This window comes from Bradyrhizobium sp. dw_411 (assembly GCF_018449695.1).
Taxonomy (GTDB): Bacteria; Pseudomonadota; Alphaproteobacteria; order Rhizobiales; family Xanthobacteraceae; genus Bradyrhizobium.
The window spans coordinates 164,171-177,856 of record NZ_JAAVUY010000009.1; the positions used below are offsets into that span (position 1 = coordinate 164,171).

7 protein-coding genes are annotated in these 13,686 nt (G+C 60.8%); all 7 read right to left on the reverse strand.

From position 1 onward, the window contains the following. Window positions 1-8: 8 nt before the first annotated feature. The 7 genes from HB676_RS17360 to HB676_RS17390 all read right to left on the reverse strand — a co-directional run bounded on the left by HB676_RS17360 (window position 9) and on the right by HB676_RS17390 (window position 13,251). Window positions 9-1,580: an efflux transporter outer membrane subunit gene (locus HB676_RS17360; protein ID WP_213739062.1), complete on the reverse strand. Its 1,572-nt coding sequence runs from the start codon at window positions 1,578-1,580 to the stop codon at window positions 9-11. Continuing rightward, a complete protein-coding gene (locus HB676_RS17365; RefSeq protein ID WP_213739063.1) occupies window positions 1,573-4,830 on the reverse strand; it encodes a CusA/CzcA family heavy metal efflux RND transporter in 3,258 nt (1,085 codons plus the stop codon). The genes HB676_RS17360 and HB676_RS17365 overlap by 8 nt, the downstream gene beginning before the upstream one ends. 72 nt (window positions 4,831-4,902) lie before the next feature. After that, window positions 4,903-6,138, reverse strand: a complete 1,236-nt coding sequence (locus HB676_RS17370) for an efflux RND transporter periplasmic adaptor subunit (protein ID WP_346347364.1) — start codon at window positions 6,136-6,138, stop codon at window positions 4,903-4,905. A gap of 492 nt (window positions 6,139-6,630) precedes the next feature. After that, complete coding sequence (locus HB676_RS17375; RefSeq protein ID WP_213739199.1) at window positions 6,631-7,959, reverse strand: TolC family outer membrane protein; 1,329 nt, start codon at window positions 7,957-7,959, stop codon at window positions 6,631-6,633. A 126-nt stretch (window positions 7,960-8,085) separates the two neighbouring features. Further along, window positions 8,086-11,244 (reverse strand): CusA/CzcA family heavy metal efflux RND transporter, encoded by a 3,159-nt coding sequence (locus tag HB676_RS17380; protein ID WP_213739065.1) that lies wholly within the window; start codon window positions 11,242-11,244, stop codon window positions 8,086-8,088. Between the two features lie 36 nt (window positions 11,245-11,280). Further along, window positions 11,281-12,507: an efflux RND transporter periplasmic adaptor subunit gene (locus tag HB676_RS17385; RefSeq protein WP_213739066.1), complete on the reverse strand. Its 1,227-nt coding sequence runs from the start codon at window positions 12,505-12,507 to the stop codon at window positions 11,281-11,283. A gap of 513 nt (window positions 12,508-13,020) precedes the next feature. Continuing rightward, window positions 13,021-13,251 (reverse strand): hypothetical protein, encoded by a 231-nt coding sequence (locus HB676_RS17390; protein ID WP_213739067.1) that lies wholly within the window; start codon window positions 13,249-13,251, stop codon window positions 13,021-13,023. Between the last annotated feature and the right edge of the window lie 435 nt (window positions 13,252-13,686).

Genomic DNA, 13,686 nt, shown 5'->3' on the forward strand with positions numbered 1-13,686 from the left:
AATACAGCCTACTTCACATCCGCTGACACGACCGCCGCGGGCGGATCGCCCATCGCGCATTGGCGCCAGTCGGGCACGGTGCAATTGGCCGGCCAGGCTCCGCCGAGCGCCATGAACAGAGCGGCGCTATCAGAAAGCCGATTGGCTTCGGTTTGCACGCGAACCACCGCCGCCGTCAGATAGGTCTGCTGTGCGTTGAGCACCGCGAGCTGATTGACCTGGCCGGCGTTCAACTGCTGCTGGACAATGTCGAGGCTGGCCTTGGCGGTCACTTCGGCCCGCAACGCCGCCTTCAAGGCGCGCGCATCGGCCTGCAGGGCCCGCAACGCATCCGCCACATTCTGGAATGCGGTGATGACGGTGGCGCGATATTGCGCCTCGGCCTGCTCGAGCGCGGCTTCGGCCGCCTTCTGCTTGTTATAGAGCGTGAAGCCGTCGAAGATCGGCGCGGTGACGCTCGCGCCCAAAGTGTAGAATCCGGCGCCGGGCACGAAGGCCTGCGCATAATTGGGCGCCGCCGATCCGCCATTGGCTGAAAGCGCGATATTCGGCAGCCGGGCCGCGATCGCCACACCGACCAGCGCACTTGCTGAATGCATGTTCGCCTCCGCCGCCCGCACATCGGGCCGCTGATCGACCAACTTGCTCGGCAGGCTGATCGGCAAATTAGTCGGTAATTTCAGATGTGCCAGATCGAACCGCTGCGAAATCTCGTCGGCGGCGAACTGCCCCGCCAGCGACGTCAAGAGATCGCGCTGCTGGGCCAACTGCTTTTCAAGCGGCGGCAGCAACTCTTCCGCCTGGGCCAATGCCGCATCCTGGGCCAGCACATCGGCCTGCGCGGCCTGGCCGAAATTTTGCTGACGCTTGAGGATATCGAGCAGATTACGTTCGATCGTGATGATGCGCTGGGTCGCGGCAATCTGTCCGCGCAGCGACGCTTCCTGGATCGCCGCCGTCACCACATTGCTGGTCAGCGTCAGATAAGCGGCCTCAAGCTGGAACAATTGCTGTTCGGTCGTCGCATCCAGATTCTCGACGGCGCGGACATTGGCGCCCCAGATATCCGGCACGAACGATACCGTGAGCTGGTTGGTCGCGAGCGAGAATTGGGTCTGCTGGGCCGGCAAGGGAACGGGCGGCACCTGCTGGGGGTTCGACACCAGAAATTGCTGGGCCGTGGTATTGCCGGTGACTTGCGGAAAGAACAATCCGCGCTGGGCCTGCGCGTTGTATTGCGCGACTTTGATGGCCGCCTCGGCGGCCTGCAGACCAGGATTGTGCTCGACCGATTGCCGCACCAGCGAATTAAGCAGCGGAGACTTGAACGCCGCCCACCAGCGCGCCGACACGTCAGCGCCGGTGACAAAGTGCTGGCCGGCAATTCGCGGCGTACCGCTTCCGGAATCCGGTGACGCCAGGTTTCCACGCACGTAGCCGTCGACCTCGGGAACGGGCGCCGGCTTGAAATTCGGCCCGACCGCACAACCTGAAACCGCCATCGACAGAACGGTCAGGACCGCCGTGCTGGCCAGGACACGGTGCTTGCGATGATTGGGACGCGGCTCGCGGCTAACCATCTGGATTGCCCTCGATGGCTACGTCGCCGGCAGGTTCGGTCGCGATGTCTTCCTTGTCCCTTGAGAGAAAGATCTTGCGGAGCGCCGGCGCCACGATGAGCAGCAGCAGCGGCCCGATGAACATGCCCCCGACGACAACGGTGGCCAGCGGACGCTGCACCTGGCTGCCGATACCGTGTGAAATCGCGGCCGGAAACAACCCAACGCCGGCCGACAGCGCTGTCATCAGCATCGGCCGCATCCGCTGCTCGGCGCCGTGGAATACGGCTTCGGCGATGCCCATGCCCTGCGCCCGAAGTTCGCGGAAATAAGTGATGTTGAGAATGCCGTCCATCACCGCGACCCCGAACAGCGAGATGAAGCCGATCGCGGCCGAGACGCTGAAATCAAGCCCGGCGAAATAAAGCGCAATCAACCCGCCGCCGATCGCAAAGGGTATGCCGGCCACCGCAAGAAGGCTGTCACGCAACGAATTGAACAACCCATACAGCAGCACCAGGATCAAGAGCAGCGTGATCGGCACGACGATCAGCAGTCTCTGTTTGGCGGCCTGCAGGCTGTCGAATTCGCCGGCCCAGATGATCCGGTAGCCGTTGGGAAGCTTGATAGCCTTGGCGACGCGCTCCTGCGCCTCCGCGACAGTGCTGCCGAGGTCGCGGCCGCGGACGCTGAACTTGATCGGAATGAAGCGCTGGCTGCGCTCGCGGTAGATAAAGGAAGCGCCGGTATCGAGCGTGATATCCGCAAGCTCGCTGAGCGGGACGTACCCATTGGTGCCGGACGGCGTCTGATAGCCCACCTTGACGGTCTTGATGGCATCGATGCTGCTGCGGTATTTGGCATCGAGCCGCACCGCCAGATTGAACTGCCGGTCACCTTCCAGAACGGTCGTCGCGGTGGTGCCGCCGAGCGCGGCCTGAACGACGGTGTTGACGTCGCCGGTATTGAGACCGTAGCGGGCGGCCTTCTCGCGATCGACCTTGATGTTGAGATTGGGCTGTCCCAGCAGGTGAAATATGCCGAGATCGGCGACGCCCTGGATCTTTGTCATCTCGGCCATGACCTGGGTCGCGAGCTGTTCCAGCGTGTCGAGGTTCGGCCCGATGATCTTCACAGAGTTGGCGCCCTTTACGCCCGATAGCGCCTCTTCGACATTGTCCTGGATATATTGCGAGAAGTTGAACCCGATCCCGGGCATTTCCTCCTCGAATTCCTTCTGCAGCTCCTCGGTCAGTTTTTCCTTGGTGAGGTTGGCGGGCCATTCGTCGAACGGTTTTAGCGGCGCGAACAGCTCCACATTGGAGAATGGCGAGGCGTCGCTGCCATTGTCCGGCCGTCCATGCTGCGACACCACCGTGATCACTTCGGGATGCCTGAGCAGAATCTCGCGCATTTTGCCGGTGACGGCCGTGCCGGCATCGAGCGACATCGTCGAGGGCATCGCGGCCCTGATCCAGAAATTCCCCTCTTCCAGCGCCGGCAGGAATTCGCTGCCGAGCCGCGACGCCGCCAATCCGCTTAAGCCCAGGAAGACGAGGCCGACAATGACCGCAATCTTGAGATTGCCGAGCGCCCAGCGTAGCACCGGCGTATAGCTCTTGCGCAACGCGCGCACGATGGTGGTTTCGGTTTCCTCGATGTGCTTGGGCAGCAACAGCGCAGCCAGCACCGGCGTCACCGTGAAGGTGGCCAGCAAGGCTCCGGCCAGCGCATAGCCGTAGGTCCGCGCCATCGGCCCGAAGATCTGGCCCTCGACCCCCTGCATCGTAAACAGCGGCACGAACGCCGTGACCGTGATCGCCGCGGTAAAGAACACGGCCTTGTCGACCTGCAGCGCGCTGACGAAGATGATGCGCAGCCGCTCCGTCCAGCGCTGGCTCGAAGTAGTTGGGCCATGCACGGTGGTTGGATCGTCCCCCCAATAGCCTTCGGAAAGATGCTGGAGCAGGGTTTGGCGTTGCGCGGGCGTCGACTGGAAGTTCCGGTAGATGTTTTCCATCATGATCACGGCGGAATCGACGATGATGCCGAAATCGACCGCGCCGAGCGACAGCAGATTGGCGTCCTCGCCCTGCAGCACCAGGATGATGATGGCGAAGAATAATGCGAACGGGATATTGGCGCTGACGATAATGGCGCTGCGCAGATCGCCCAGAAACACCCATTGAATGAAGAACACCAGCAGACAGCCGAAGATCAGATTGTGAATCACCGTATGCGTCGTCACCCCGACCAGCGTGCTGCGGTCGTAATAGGGAACGATCTTGACCCCGGCAGGCAGACTGCCGTCGGAATTGAGCTTGTCGACCTCAGTCTGGATCCGCGGAATGATGTCGTTGGTGTGCTGGGTTCGTCCCATCACCACGATCGCGGTGGAGACATCGTCGTCGTGATCCCTGCCCCCGATTCCGAGCCGCGGCACATAGCCGACGGAAACGCTGGCGACGTTCTTCACCTGGATCGGAAGCCCGTTCGACTGGCTCAGCACGATGTTTTCGATATCCCCGACCTTGTAGCCCTTGGTAACATCGTCGGCGCCGCCGCTGTCGACCAGTCCGACGCCGCGGATATTGACCGATTGCTGCCCGATGGTGATCTCACGGCCGCCGACATTGATATTGGCGTTGCCGAGCGCGGCGATGAGTTGCGGGATCGTGACGTTATAGGCTTCCAGCTTTTGCAAATCGGCATCGACATTGAACTGCTTGGTGGTGCCGCCCCAGGCATTGATCTGCACCACGCCGGGGATCGTCAGGAACCGGCGGGCGACGATGTAATCCTGCACCGTGCGCAAATTGGTCAGACCGAAATGCGGAGGGCCGACAAGTTCGTAGCGGTAGATCTCTCCGACCAGGCTGGATTGCTGAATCTGCGGAACCTGATTGCCCGGCAGGTTGACGTTCTGCTGCAGGCTGACCGCCGCCTGCGCGAGCGCGAAATAGTAATCGACGCCATATTTGAAGGTCACGCGGACGAACGACAGGCCGTAGAAGGAAGTCGAGCGGATGTTGATGACGCCGGGCGTCGGATAAAGGCCGACCTCCATCGGAATGGTATAATACTTCTCCATCTCCTCGGCAGACAGGCCGGCCGCCTGTGCGGTGATTTCCAGAATGACCGGCGCGGGATTGGGATAGGCTTCGATATTGAGCCGCGAAAACGCAACGATCCCGGCGGCGCAAAACACCACAAGACCGAGGACAATGATCGCACTGCGCGTCAGACCGAACTCGAGTAGAGACTTTATCAAGTGCCCCCGCAGCGTATCTCTAGATTATCTTGGGATTGTGATGGGTTGTTGGGCTAACCGGCGCCGGGCTGGTCAACCGGCATCGCCCAGCAATAGCTTGTTGCTCAGAAACACCGCGCCATCGGTGACGACGGTTTCTCCAGCCGAAAGACCGTCGAGGATCTGATCCCAGCCACTCTGTTGCAAGCCGATCCTGACGGTCCGTTTGATGAAACGCCTGCTGTCGCTGGTGACCCACACGGTCATCGTGCCGTCGCCTTCCCTGACAACGCCCTCGGCAGGCACCGCGAGCGAACGCATGGGGTCTCCGACGTTAATGACAAAACTGGCGAACATGCCCGATCGCAATTGATGCTGGGGATCGTCGATTTCGGAGCGGACCAGTTGCCGGTGGGTGTTCGGGTCGATCATCGACCCCACCGTCGTCACCCGCCCCCTGAAAACCGTGTCGGGATAGGCCGGCACCCGGACCTCGACGGCCTGACCGAGCTTGTAAGCCGGCGCATCGGTCTCGATGACATTGGCCAGCATCCACATCGTCGATAAATCTGCGACGGAATAGGGCGACGGCGTGCTGCCCGGCTGGGTCAGAAGCCCGGGAGCGGCATTGCGCGCCACAACCCGTCCGGCGATCGGGCTCGGGACCCGCAAGGTGGAATCGACCTTGCGCATATCGACGACCTGGTCGATCTCGGCATCGGTCTTGCCAAAGATGCGGACCGCATCGCGCGCGGCCTTGTAATTGCCTTCCGCGGTCTGCTGATCGGATGTCGATTGATCGACATCTTTTTGCGCGCTGCCGCCAGCCTTCAGCAGATTGGTCGCGCGCGCCAGCGCGCGCTTCTGCAGTTCGAGTACGCCGGCTGAAGCCAGCAAGGCCGATTCCGCCTGCAGCAGATCGGGGCTGTCGATCGTGAACAGGACATCGCCGGCCTTGACGTCGTCACCGATGTTGAAACTCGCCTTGAGGATTTTCCCGGCATATTGCGAGAACACCTGAACCAGCAGATTTTCGTTGAAGTCGATCGTGCCGACCGCGGTCTTCAAGAGCGCGAAATCACGCGCGCCCACCGGGCCGATCTTGAGCGTGGAGGCCTGCTTCTCCGACAGATCGACGGTTTGCGTATCGCCGGCTTTGCCGGATCCGGAAAATTCACTTTCCGCGGCAGCGATTTTGTCTTTCGGTCCCGCCTGTCCATCGGCAAGCCCGATAAAGCTCCTGCCCCAGAACACCCCGGCGCCGACGATCACGATCACGGCGAGAACCACCGTACGAGAGCGTCTCGACAGGCTTCCGAAAGCATTCACGTTAATTACCCCGGCAATCGATGGCGACGCGAACAACGACACCATTCGTCTTCTGCGTCATTTTACGTTGCAGACTTTATGCCAGCACGCTTACACGTGCCTTACACCGATCATCAATGCCTTGTCGCGCTGGTTTTTTTCGAAATTTTTTGAAGCGAAACAAATTGTACTCCGCTCATTCCGGGTGCATTTGTCGAAGAAAACAGCAATGCTATTTTTTATTTATTTAACCGCTGGTTTCACTTCGCAAACGGAAATTTTCGACAGCGCGAATACTTCTGGCAAATCTATTCGCGCTTCGAAAAGCGATCTTCGCGATCAATGCTGCGGAAAATATCTTTGGCCGGAAGCTTTATCAGTTACGGGAATGTGACATGGCTTCCGGGATCAGGCGGTGATCGTCTGATATGCGCAAATGCAAGGCCCGTGGAATTATTTCCGATTGTTCTCGTTCTTTCGAACGGATCAGACCACGCATCGTCCAAACGATGCTTATTGGCCCGACGGCGTGCGCACGCCATGCCAGGCATCGCGCACCTGATGATAGTGAAGCTCGGGCAGATAATCCGGCGTATTGAGATTGAGGACATGAACGTCGAGCCGGCCGACGGCGCTCAGCAGCGTGTAGGACGCAATCACCCGGTCACGCTGGCTTTGAATGAGCCTCATGCGCGCGTTGGTCAGGTCCTGCTGCGCGTTGAGCACATCGATCGTGGTGCGCTGTCCGCCGGCGGCTTCACGCCGAACGCCCTGCAGCGCGATGCCAGCCGCGCGCATTTCGGACTCGGCCGCGGTGAGCGCAACCTTGGTGCCTTCATTGCTCACCCAGGCACTGGCGACCGCGGTTCGCGTCTGGTTTCTGATCTGCTCGAGCACCAGACGGCTCTGTGAGGACAATTCCTTAGCTTGCCGGATTTGCGACGGCGCCGCGCCACCGTCGTAAATCGGCACGTTGAGCTGGCCTATCACCGAGGCCTGATCGGTGGCGGATGTGCTCAGCGTCGGATCAGATTGAATCTGACGGCTGACGCTGCCCTGAACCGACAGGGTCGGCAGCAGACTGCTTTCCGCCACGCTGATGGTAGTCGTCGCGACATCGACGTCGAAGGTGGCGCCAAGCACGGCAGGATTCTCGTGGTTCGCCGTATCGATCGACGATGCCAGCGCATTCGGCGACAGGTTATCGACCGTCGAGGCCGCGATCAGTTGCGACGGCGGTTGGCCAATAACCTGCGCGTAAGTCTCCTTGCTGATCGCCAACGCCACTTCCGCCGCGTTGAGATCGGCCAATCCCCGGCTCAACCGCGACTCCGCCTGCGCAGTGTCTGTCGGCGTCACGTCGCCGGCATCCAGACGGCGCTTTGTGGTGGCCTGGATTTCGCGCAGCACCGTCACATTGGTGCGCTGCGCTTCGACCTGCGCCTGATTGGCGAGCACGTTCATATAGGCCGTCACGGCATCGAGCAGGACACCCTGACCGACATTGCGCAGCGCTTCCCGCCCCGACTTGACCTGAAATTCGGCGACGCGAACGCTGTTGGCGGTCTTGTTGCCATTGTACAGGATCTGGCTCACCGTCACCCCGATGGTCCAGGGACGCAGCGTGGCGCTCTGCACAGTATTGTCCGGCAGCAGGTTGCGAACCGCCTGCAGCCCTGCGCTCAGGCTCGCCACAATCTGCGGCCGATAGCCCGCCAGGGCCTGCGGCACATTTTCGTCGGTTCCGCGCTGCCGCGCCCGCTCCGCATTGAGCTGCGGATTGGTCTGATAGGCTTTTACGAGCGCTTCCGGCAGGGTTTCCGCCGCCGCCAGGTCGATCATCACCAGATTGGCGATCGCGACAACGCACGGCACCAGCCACGCGCGATGGAACCCCCTTTCGGGGGACCTCGCAGCGCATCTGATAACGGCCTCACTCACAACCCACCTCAACGGTTACAATCGTTTTCATTCCGCATGGGCCAGATGGCCTTCCGAAGCCAGATCCGGCCGCGTTCGCCGCGAGAACATCGCAATCAGGGCCGGCAACGTGATCAGGATCACGACAGGCGCTAGCATCATGCCCGCCACCACCACGATCGCCAACGGCTTTTGCACCTGGGATCCGATTCCGGACGACAATGCGGCCGGAAGCAACCCGATGCCGGCGACCACGCAGGTCATCAAAACGGGCCGGAGCTGAAGTTCCCCGGTACGCAGGATCGCCTTGCCGCGCTCCATGCCCTCGTCGATGAGCTGGTTGTATTGCGACAGGATGATGATCCCGTCCATCACGGAGATGCCGAACAAGGCGATGAACCCGATCGCGGCCGAGACGCTGAACGGAATGCCGGTCAACAGCAGACCGAGAATGCCGCCGAACACCGCCATCGGAATCACGCTCATGGTCAGGACCGTGTCAACGACAGATCCGAAATTGAACCAGATCAGCATCGCGATCAGCGCCAGGCTGATCGGCACCACGATCGACAGCCGCTTGATAGCATCCTGCAGATTGCCGAATTCGCCGACCCACTCGACCCGGGAGCCCGGCGGCAGTTCCACCTGGGCTGCGACCTTTTGCTGCGCTTCCTCGATCGCGCTGCCGAGGTCGCGTTCACGCACCGAGAACTTGATCGGCAGATAGCGTTCCTGCTGCTCGCGGTAGATATAGGCCGCACCCGACACCAGTTTGATCGTCGCGACTTCGCTGAGCGGCACCTGCGTGATGCCGTTCGGTCCCTGCGCGCCGATCCGCAAATTCTGGATTGCCTCGGCGCTCCTGCGGTATTCCGGCGCCAGACGGACGATGATCGGGAAATGGCGGTCGCTGCCCGGCTCATAGAGATCACCGGCGCTATCACCGCCGATCGCGGTGCGGATGGTGGTGTTGATATCGCCGGGCGACAGGCCGTAACGCGCGGCACGCGCGCGATCGATATCGATCTGGATCGTGGGCTGGCCAAGCGAGGTGAACACCGCCAGATCGGTAATGCCCTGCACCGTCGCCAATACCGATTTGATCTTGTTGGCGGTGTCGGTCAGCGCCTGCAGGTCGTTGCCGTACAATTTGATGGAGTTCTCACCCTTCACGCCGGATACCGCTTCGGAGACGTTGTCCTGCAGATATTGCGAGAAGTTGAATTCGACGCCGGGGAATTTTTCCTGCAGATCGGCGAGCAGCTTGGCGGTCAACGCATCCTTGTCTTCGTCCTTGGGCCATTCTTTCGCGGGCTTGAGCGGTGCGAAGAACTCCGCGTTGAAGAAGCCCGCCGCGTCGGTGCCGTCGTCGGGCCGGCCGTGCTGCGACACCACCGAGACAACCTCCGGCCGGGCGGCGATCAGCTTGCGCATCTCGTTGACGTAGGAATTGCCTTCCTGCAGCGAGATCGTCGGCGGCAGCGTCGCGCGGATCCAGAGATTGCCTTCCTCAAGCTTCGGCAAAAACTCCAGACCAAGCAGACGCACGGCGACAACAGTCATTATCACCAGCGCCGCGCCGCCCAACAGCACCAGACGGCGATTGGCGAGCGAACGCGCCAGCACCGGCATATAGATGCGATGCAGGAGCCGCATAATGAAAGTCTCGGTCTCCTTGACGTTGGCCGGCAGGATGATGGCGCACAGCGCTGGCGTGATCGTGAAGGTGGCCAGCAAACCGCCCGCCAGCGCGTAGGCATAGGTACGCGCCATCGGGCTGAAAATGTTTCCCTCGACCCCGCTCAGCGTGAACAGCGGCAGAAACGCCGCGATGATGATGGCGGCGGCAAAGAAGATCGACCGCGACACGTCGGCCGCCGCCGTGAGGATGGCGTGCTGCTTCATGCCCATGATGATCTTGGCGGAACTCGCGGCCTGCTCGCTCTCCGACAGACGCGTGGTGTGCGACAACCGCCGGAAGATCGCCTCGACCATGATCACCGTGGCATCGACGATCAGACCGAAATCGATCGCGCCGACCGACAGCAGATTGGCCGACTCGCCGCGCAGCACCAGGATACTGACCGCGAAGAACAGCGCGAACGGTATCGTCGCGCCGACAATGATGGCGCTGCGCAGATCGCCCAGGAACAGCCACTGCAGCACGACAATCAGCACAATGCCGAGCACCATATTCTCCAGCACGGTCCTGGTCGTGGTGTCGATCAGGTCCTTTCGATCGTAGATGCGTTCGATGTGGACACCGGGCGGCAGAATGGTGGAATTGTTGATGGTCGCAACCAGTTCCTCGACCCGGGTTATGGTGGGCGCGCTCTGCTCGCCGCGCCGCATCAGCACGATGCCCTGCACGATATCGTCGGCCTGGTCCTGGCCGGCGATGCCGAGCCGCGGCTGTTCACCGACGGTAACGTTGGCAACATCCTTGACGAGCACCGCGGTGCCGTTATTCGACGCCACCATGGTGTTGGCGAGACTGTCGATGGAACGGATCAGGCCAACGCCACGCACCACCGCAGACTGCGCCCCCAGATTGACGGTGTTGCCGCCGACATTGATGTTCGAATTGCTTACGGCCTGCAGCAATTGCGGCAGCGTCAGCCCGTTGGCCACCAGCTTGTTGAAATCGACCTGAAGCTCGTAGGTCTTTGTCTTGCCGCCCCAGCCCGTGACGTCGATCACGCCGGGCACCACCTTGAACCGGCGCTGCAACACCCAGTCCTGTAGGGTCTTGAGATCGAGCACCGAATAATTGGGCGGGCCGACCAGGCGATAACGATAGATTTCGCCGATCGGACTGAGCGGGGAAATCTGCGGCTGGGCGTTGTTCAACAACGGCGCCAACTGGGACAGCCGGTTCAACACCTGCTGCAGCGCCTGATCGTAGGTGTAGTCGAACGAGAATTGCAGTTTGACGTCGGAAAGGCCGTAGAGCGAGATCGTCCTGATAACCTTGAGATTCTTGATGCCGGCGATCTGCGTCTCCAGCGGTATGGTGATGTAGCGCTCGATCTCCTCGGCCGAAAGTCCCGGGCTCTGGGTGACGATATCGACCATCGGAGGCGTCGGATCGGGATAGGCCTCGATATTCAATTGCTGAAACGCGATCAGGCCGCCGACGATCACGGCTGCTAACAGCCCCAACATCAGGAACCGGCGACTGACAGCAAAGGCGACGAGACGATCCATTCGATCCGGGTTTGGTTGAACGCTGCGTTAAGACGGTTAGGTGCCGGAAGCGGCCCGATCGATGAACAGACTGCCTTTGGTGACGATCTTTTCTCCGGCCTTCAGGTTGGTTTTGACTTCGACGAGATCGCCATTGATCAGGCCGGTCTCGACGTTGCGAAGCTCGATCGATTTGTCGTCATGAGCGACCCACAGGCGCACCCGCTCGCCTTCATAGATCAGCGCCTTTTTCGGCACGCCAACCGAAGGATGATCGCCGCCCGAATAGATCGTCACATTGGCGAACATCTCGGGCTTGAACACGCCGTCCTTGTTATCGATGGTCGCGCGAACCAGCAGCCGGCGGGTCGCCGGATCGATCGCGGCAGCGACGTAGTCGATGCGCGCCTTGAACTGGGTGCCGGGCATCGCCAGCAGCGAGAATGTGACCTCCTCGCCGACGGCCACATCGGACGCTTCGGTCTCCCGCACAAAGGCCAGCAGCCAGACCGTCGAGAGATCGCCGATCACGAATACCGGATCGCTGGCGCCGCTGCTGATGAACTGGCCCGGGCCGACCTTGCGTTGGACCACCGTCCCTTCGATCGGAGAATTGATCGGGGTGTCGGCGCTGATTTGCCTGGTTTCCTGAAAGGACGAGATCTGCTCTTCCGAGCGGCCGAGGATGCGCAGCCGGTTATGGGCGGCTTCCAGCGCCGTCTCGGCCGTGCGCATGTCATTCTGCGCTGTCGTCAAATCACTCTGGGATTGCTGCCAATCCTTCAGCGGCACCGCCTTGCCGAGGTAAAGATCATTGGCCCGCTTCTCGACGATCTGCGCCAGATTGAGCTTGGAGCGTGCGCTGTTCATGGCGCTCAGCGCGGCGATAAAGTCGTTCAGTCCCTGCACCGTATCGGTGGCCTCGACGACGAACAGTGGCTGACCGCGCACCACCTTGTCGCTGGGTTTGACCAAGAGCTTGCTCACCCGCCCCGCGTAAGGTGAGAATATCGGTGTCGAGCTGTCTTCGTTGACCGCTATTTTTCCCTCGGTGGCGTGCTCACCGCGAAACACCCGTTCCGTCACCGGCTCAACGGTCAGGCTTGCCCATTCCGCAGCACTCGGCACGTAGCGCGGAAGCTCGGATTTGGTCGCAGCGGTTTCCGTGGATTTCGCGTGCGGAATCAACATCCGCGAAACGCCGAACACCCCCAGGCCCACCACTGCAATAATCGCGAGCAGAGCGAGCAGCCGTCGCGATATCAGGTTCGTCGCGGCTGTCATATTGAATTTGCGCCCATTACCCTAAAAGACCTCGGCCCTAAACAACCTCGTTTGCCTCGTCGCAACGAGACATGCCGGTGTCAAACTCCCTGATTCTCGACCCGACCGCCCCCAAAATCAGCGGTTTTTGCACGCTATAGTATCGCATCGGACCAAGCCATGCCGATTGCCGCACCGCAAGCAACACAGCCGCTTTTGTTGCGCAACAGCCACAGCCTTACACCAACCTTACGGGCTTCTCCCCCACAAAATAAAATACCCAAATCCGCGAGGGTGATACCCGCAGATTGGCCCGGATATCCTTCGGTCGCCCCGGCCTCGGCAGCAAAAGTCATGACAAACAACAGCCCGAATCATTCCCCTCGACTTCAAAGGACGGCCGCACGGAAACCTGATCCAGCCGCTGTCAAATAAGCGTCACACGCCGGGCGGGAATGACGATGCCCGCCCCCGCCTGCCCAAGCCCGCGCGCTCATGCGGCCCCACGTACTCACAAGGCAACGCTGTGCGGACCTAATTTTGTACCGGACCGCGCCACATCGAAGATTTCGGCCCGCCGTAATAACGCATCGGCGCAAGTCCCGCGCTTTTCGCGGGTTCGCCTGCGCGAGCATTCGCTGCGAGGTTACGATCGCGCACTTTGGCGGTCTCCGCGACGGCGTCGCCACCGATAAAGGCGATCTGCACGGTCGCAATCAGAACCAAAAACCCGATCCGCTTACTTCTGGTGATGACATGGGTCAAATCAGTTTCTCCAAGTCAGGATCAAACCGGCGCCGCGAGGATCGCTGAAAGCGCTCCTGCGATTTTGCGCGCCGTCGACGTTATCTTGCGCTGAAGCAACACAGAAATTCGATGCGGTTTGCTGTACCGTTTCATTGGAATAAAATAGTTTGGATGACGCCCCTGGCGCCGATTGCACATGCAATTGTCAGTTGCTTCGTCGCGCTGCTGAAAGGCCGGGCGAAACATGCAGCAGTTTTGACTGCGATCCCCGACGCGCGGAGCGAAACGCCAAGCGAATAGTCATGCAATATGATCGGTTGGATAGGCGATTATCGGCCGGATACGCACGAGGTGGAGCCCGTCAGCCACGAGATCACCTGACGCATGCTTGGCGATACTTGGCGCATATTGGCCGATGTCAGGATCGCAGCCCGCCAAATCCTATTACTTTTA

Coding starts and splice junctions, on each gene's coding strand:
- HB676_RS17360 (WP_213739062.1), bottom strand. CDS start 1,580: ATGGTTAGCCGCGAGCCGCGTCCCAATCATCGCAAGCACCGTGTCCTG.
- HB676_RS17375 (WP_213739199.1), bottom strand. CDS start 7,959: ATGATCGACCTGGCGGCGGCGGAAACCCTGCCGGAAGCGCTCGTAAAA.
- HB676_RS17380 (WP_213739065.1), bottom strand. CDS start 11,244: ATGGATCGTCTCGTCGCCTTTGCTGTCAGTCGCCGGTTCCTGATGTTG.
- HB676_RS17385 (WP_213739066.1), bottom strand. CDS start 12,507: ATGACAGCCGCGACGAACCTGATATCGCGACGGCTGCTCGCTCTGCTC.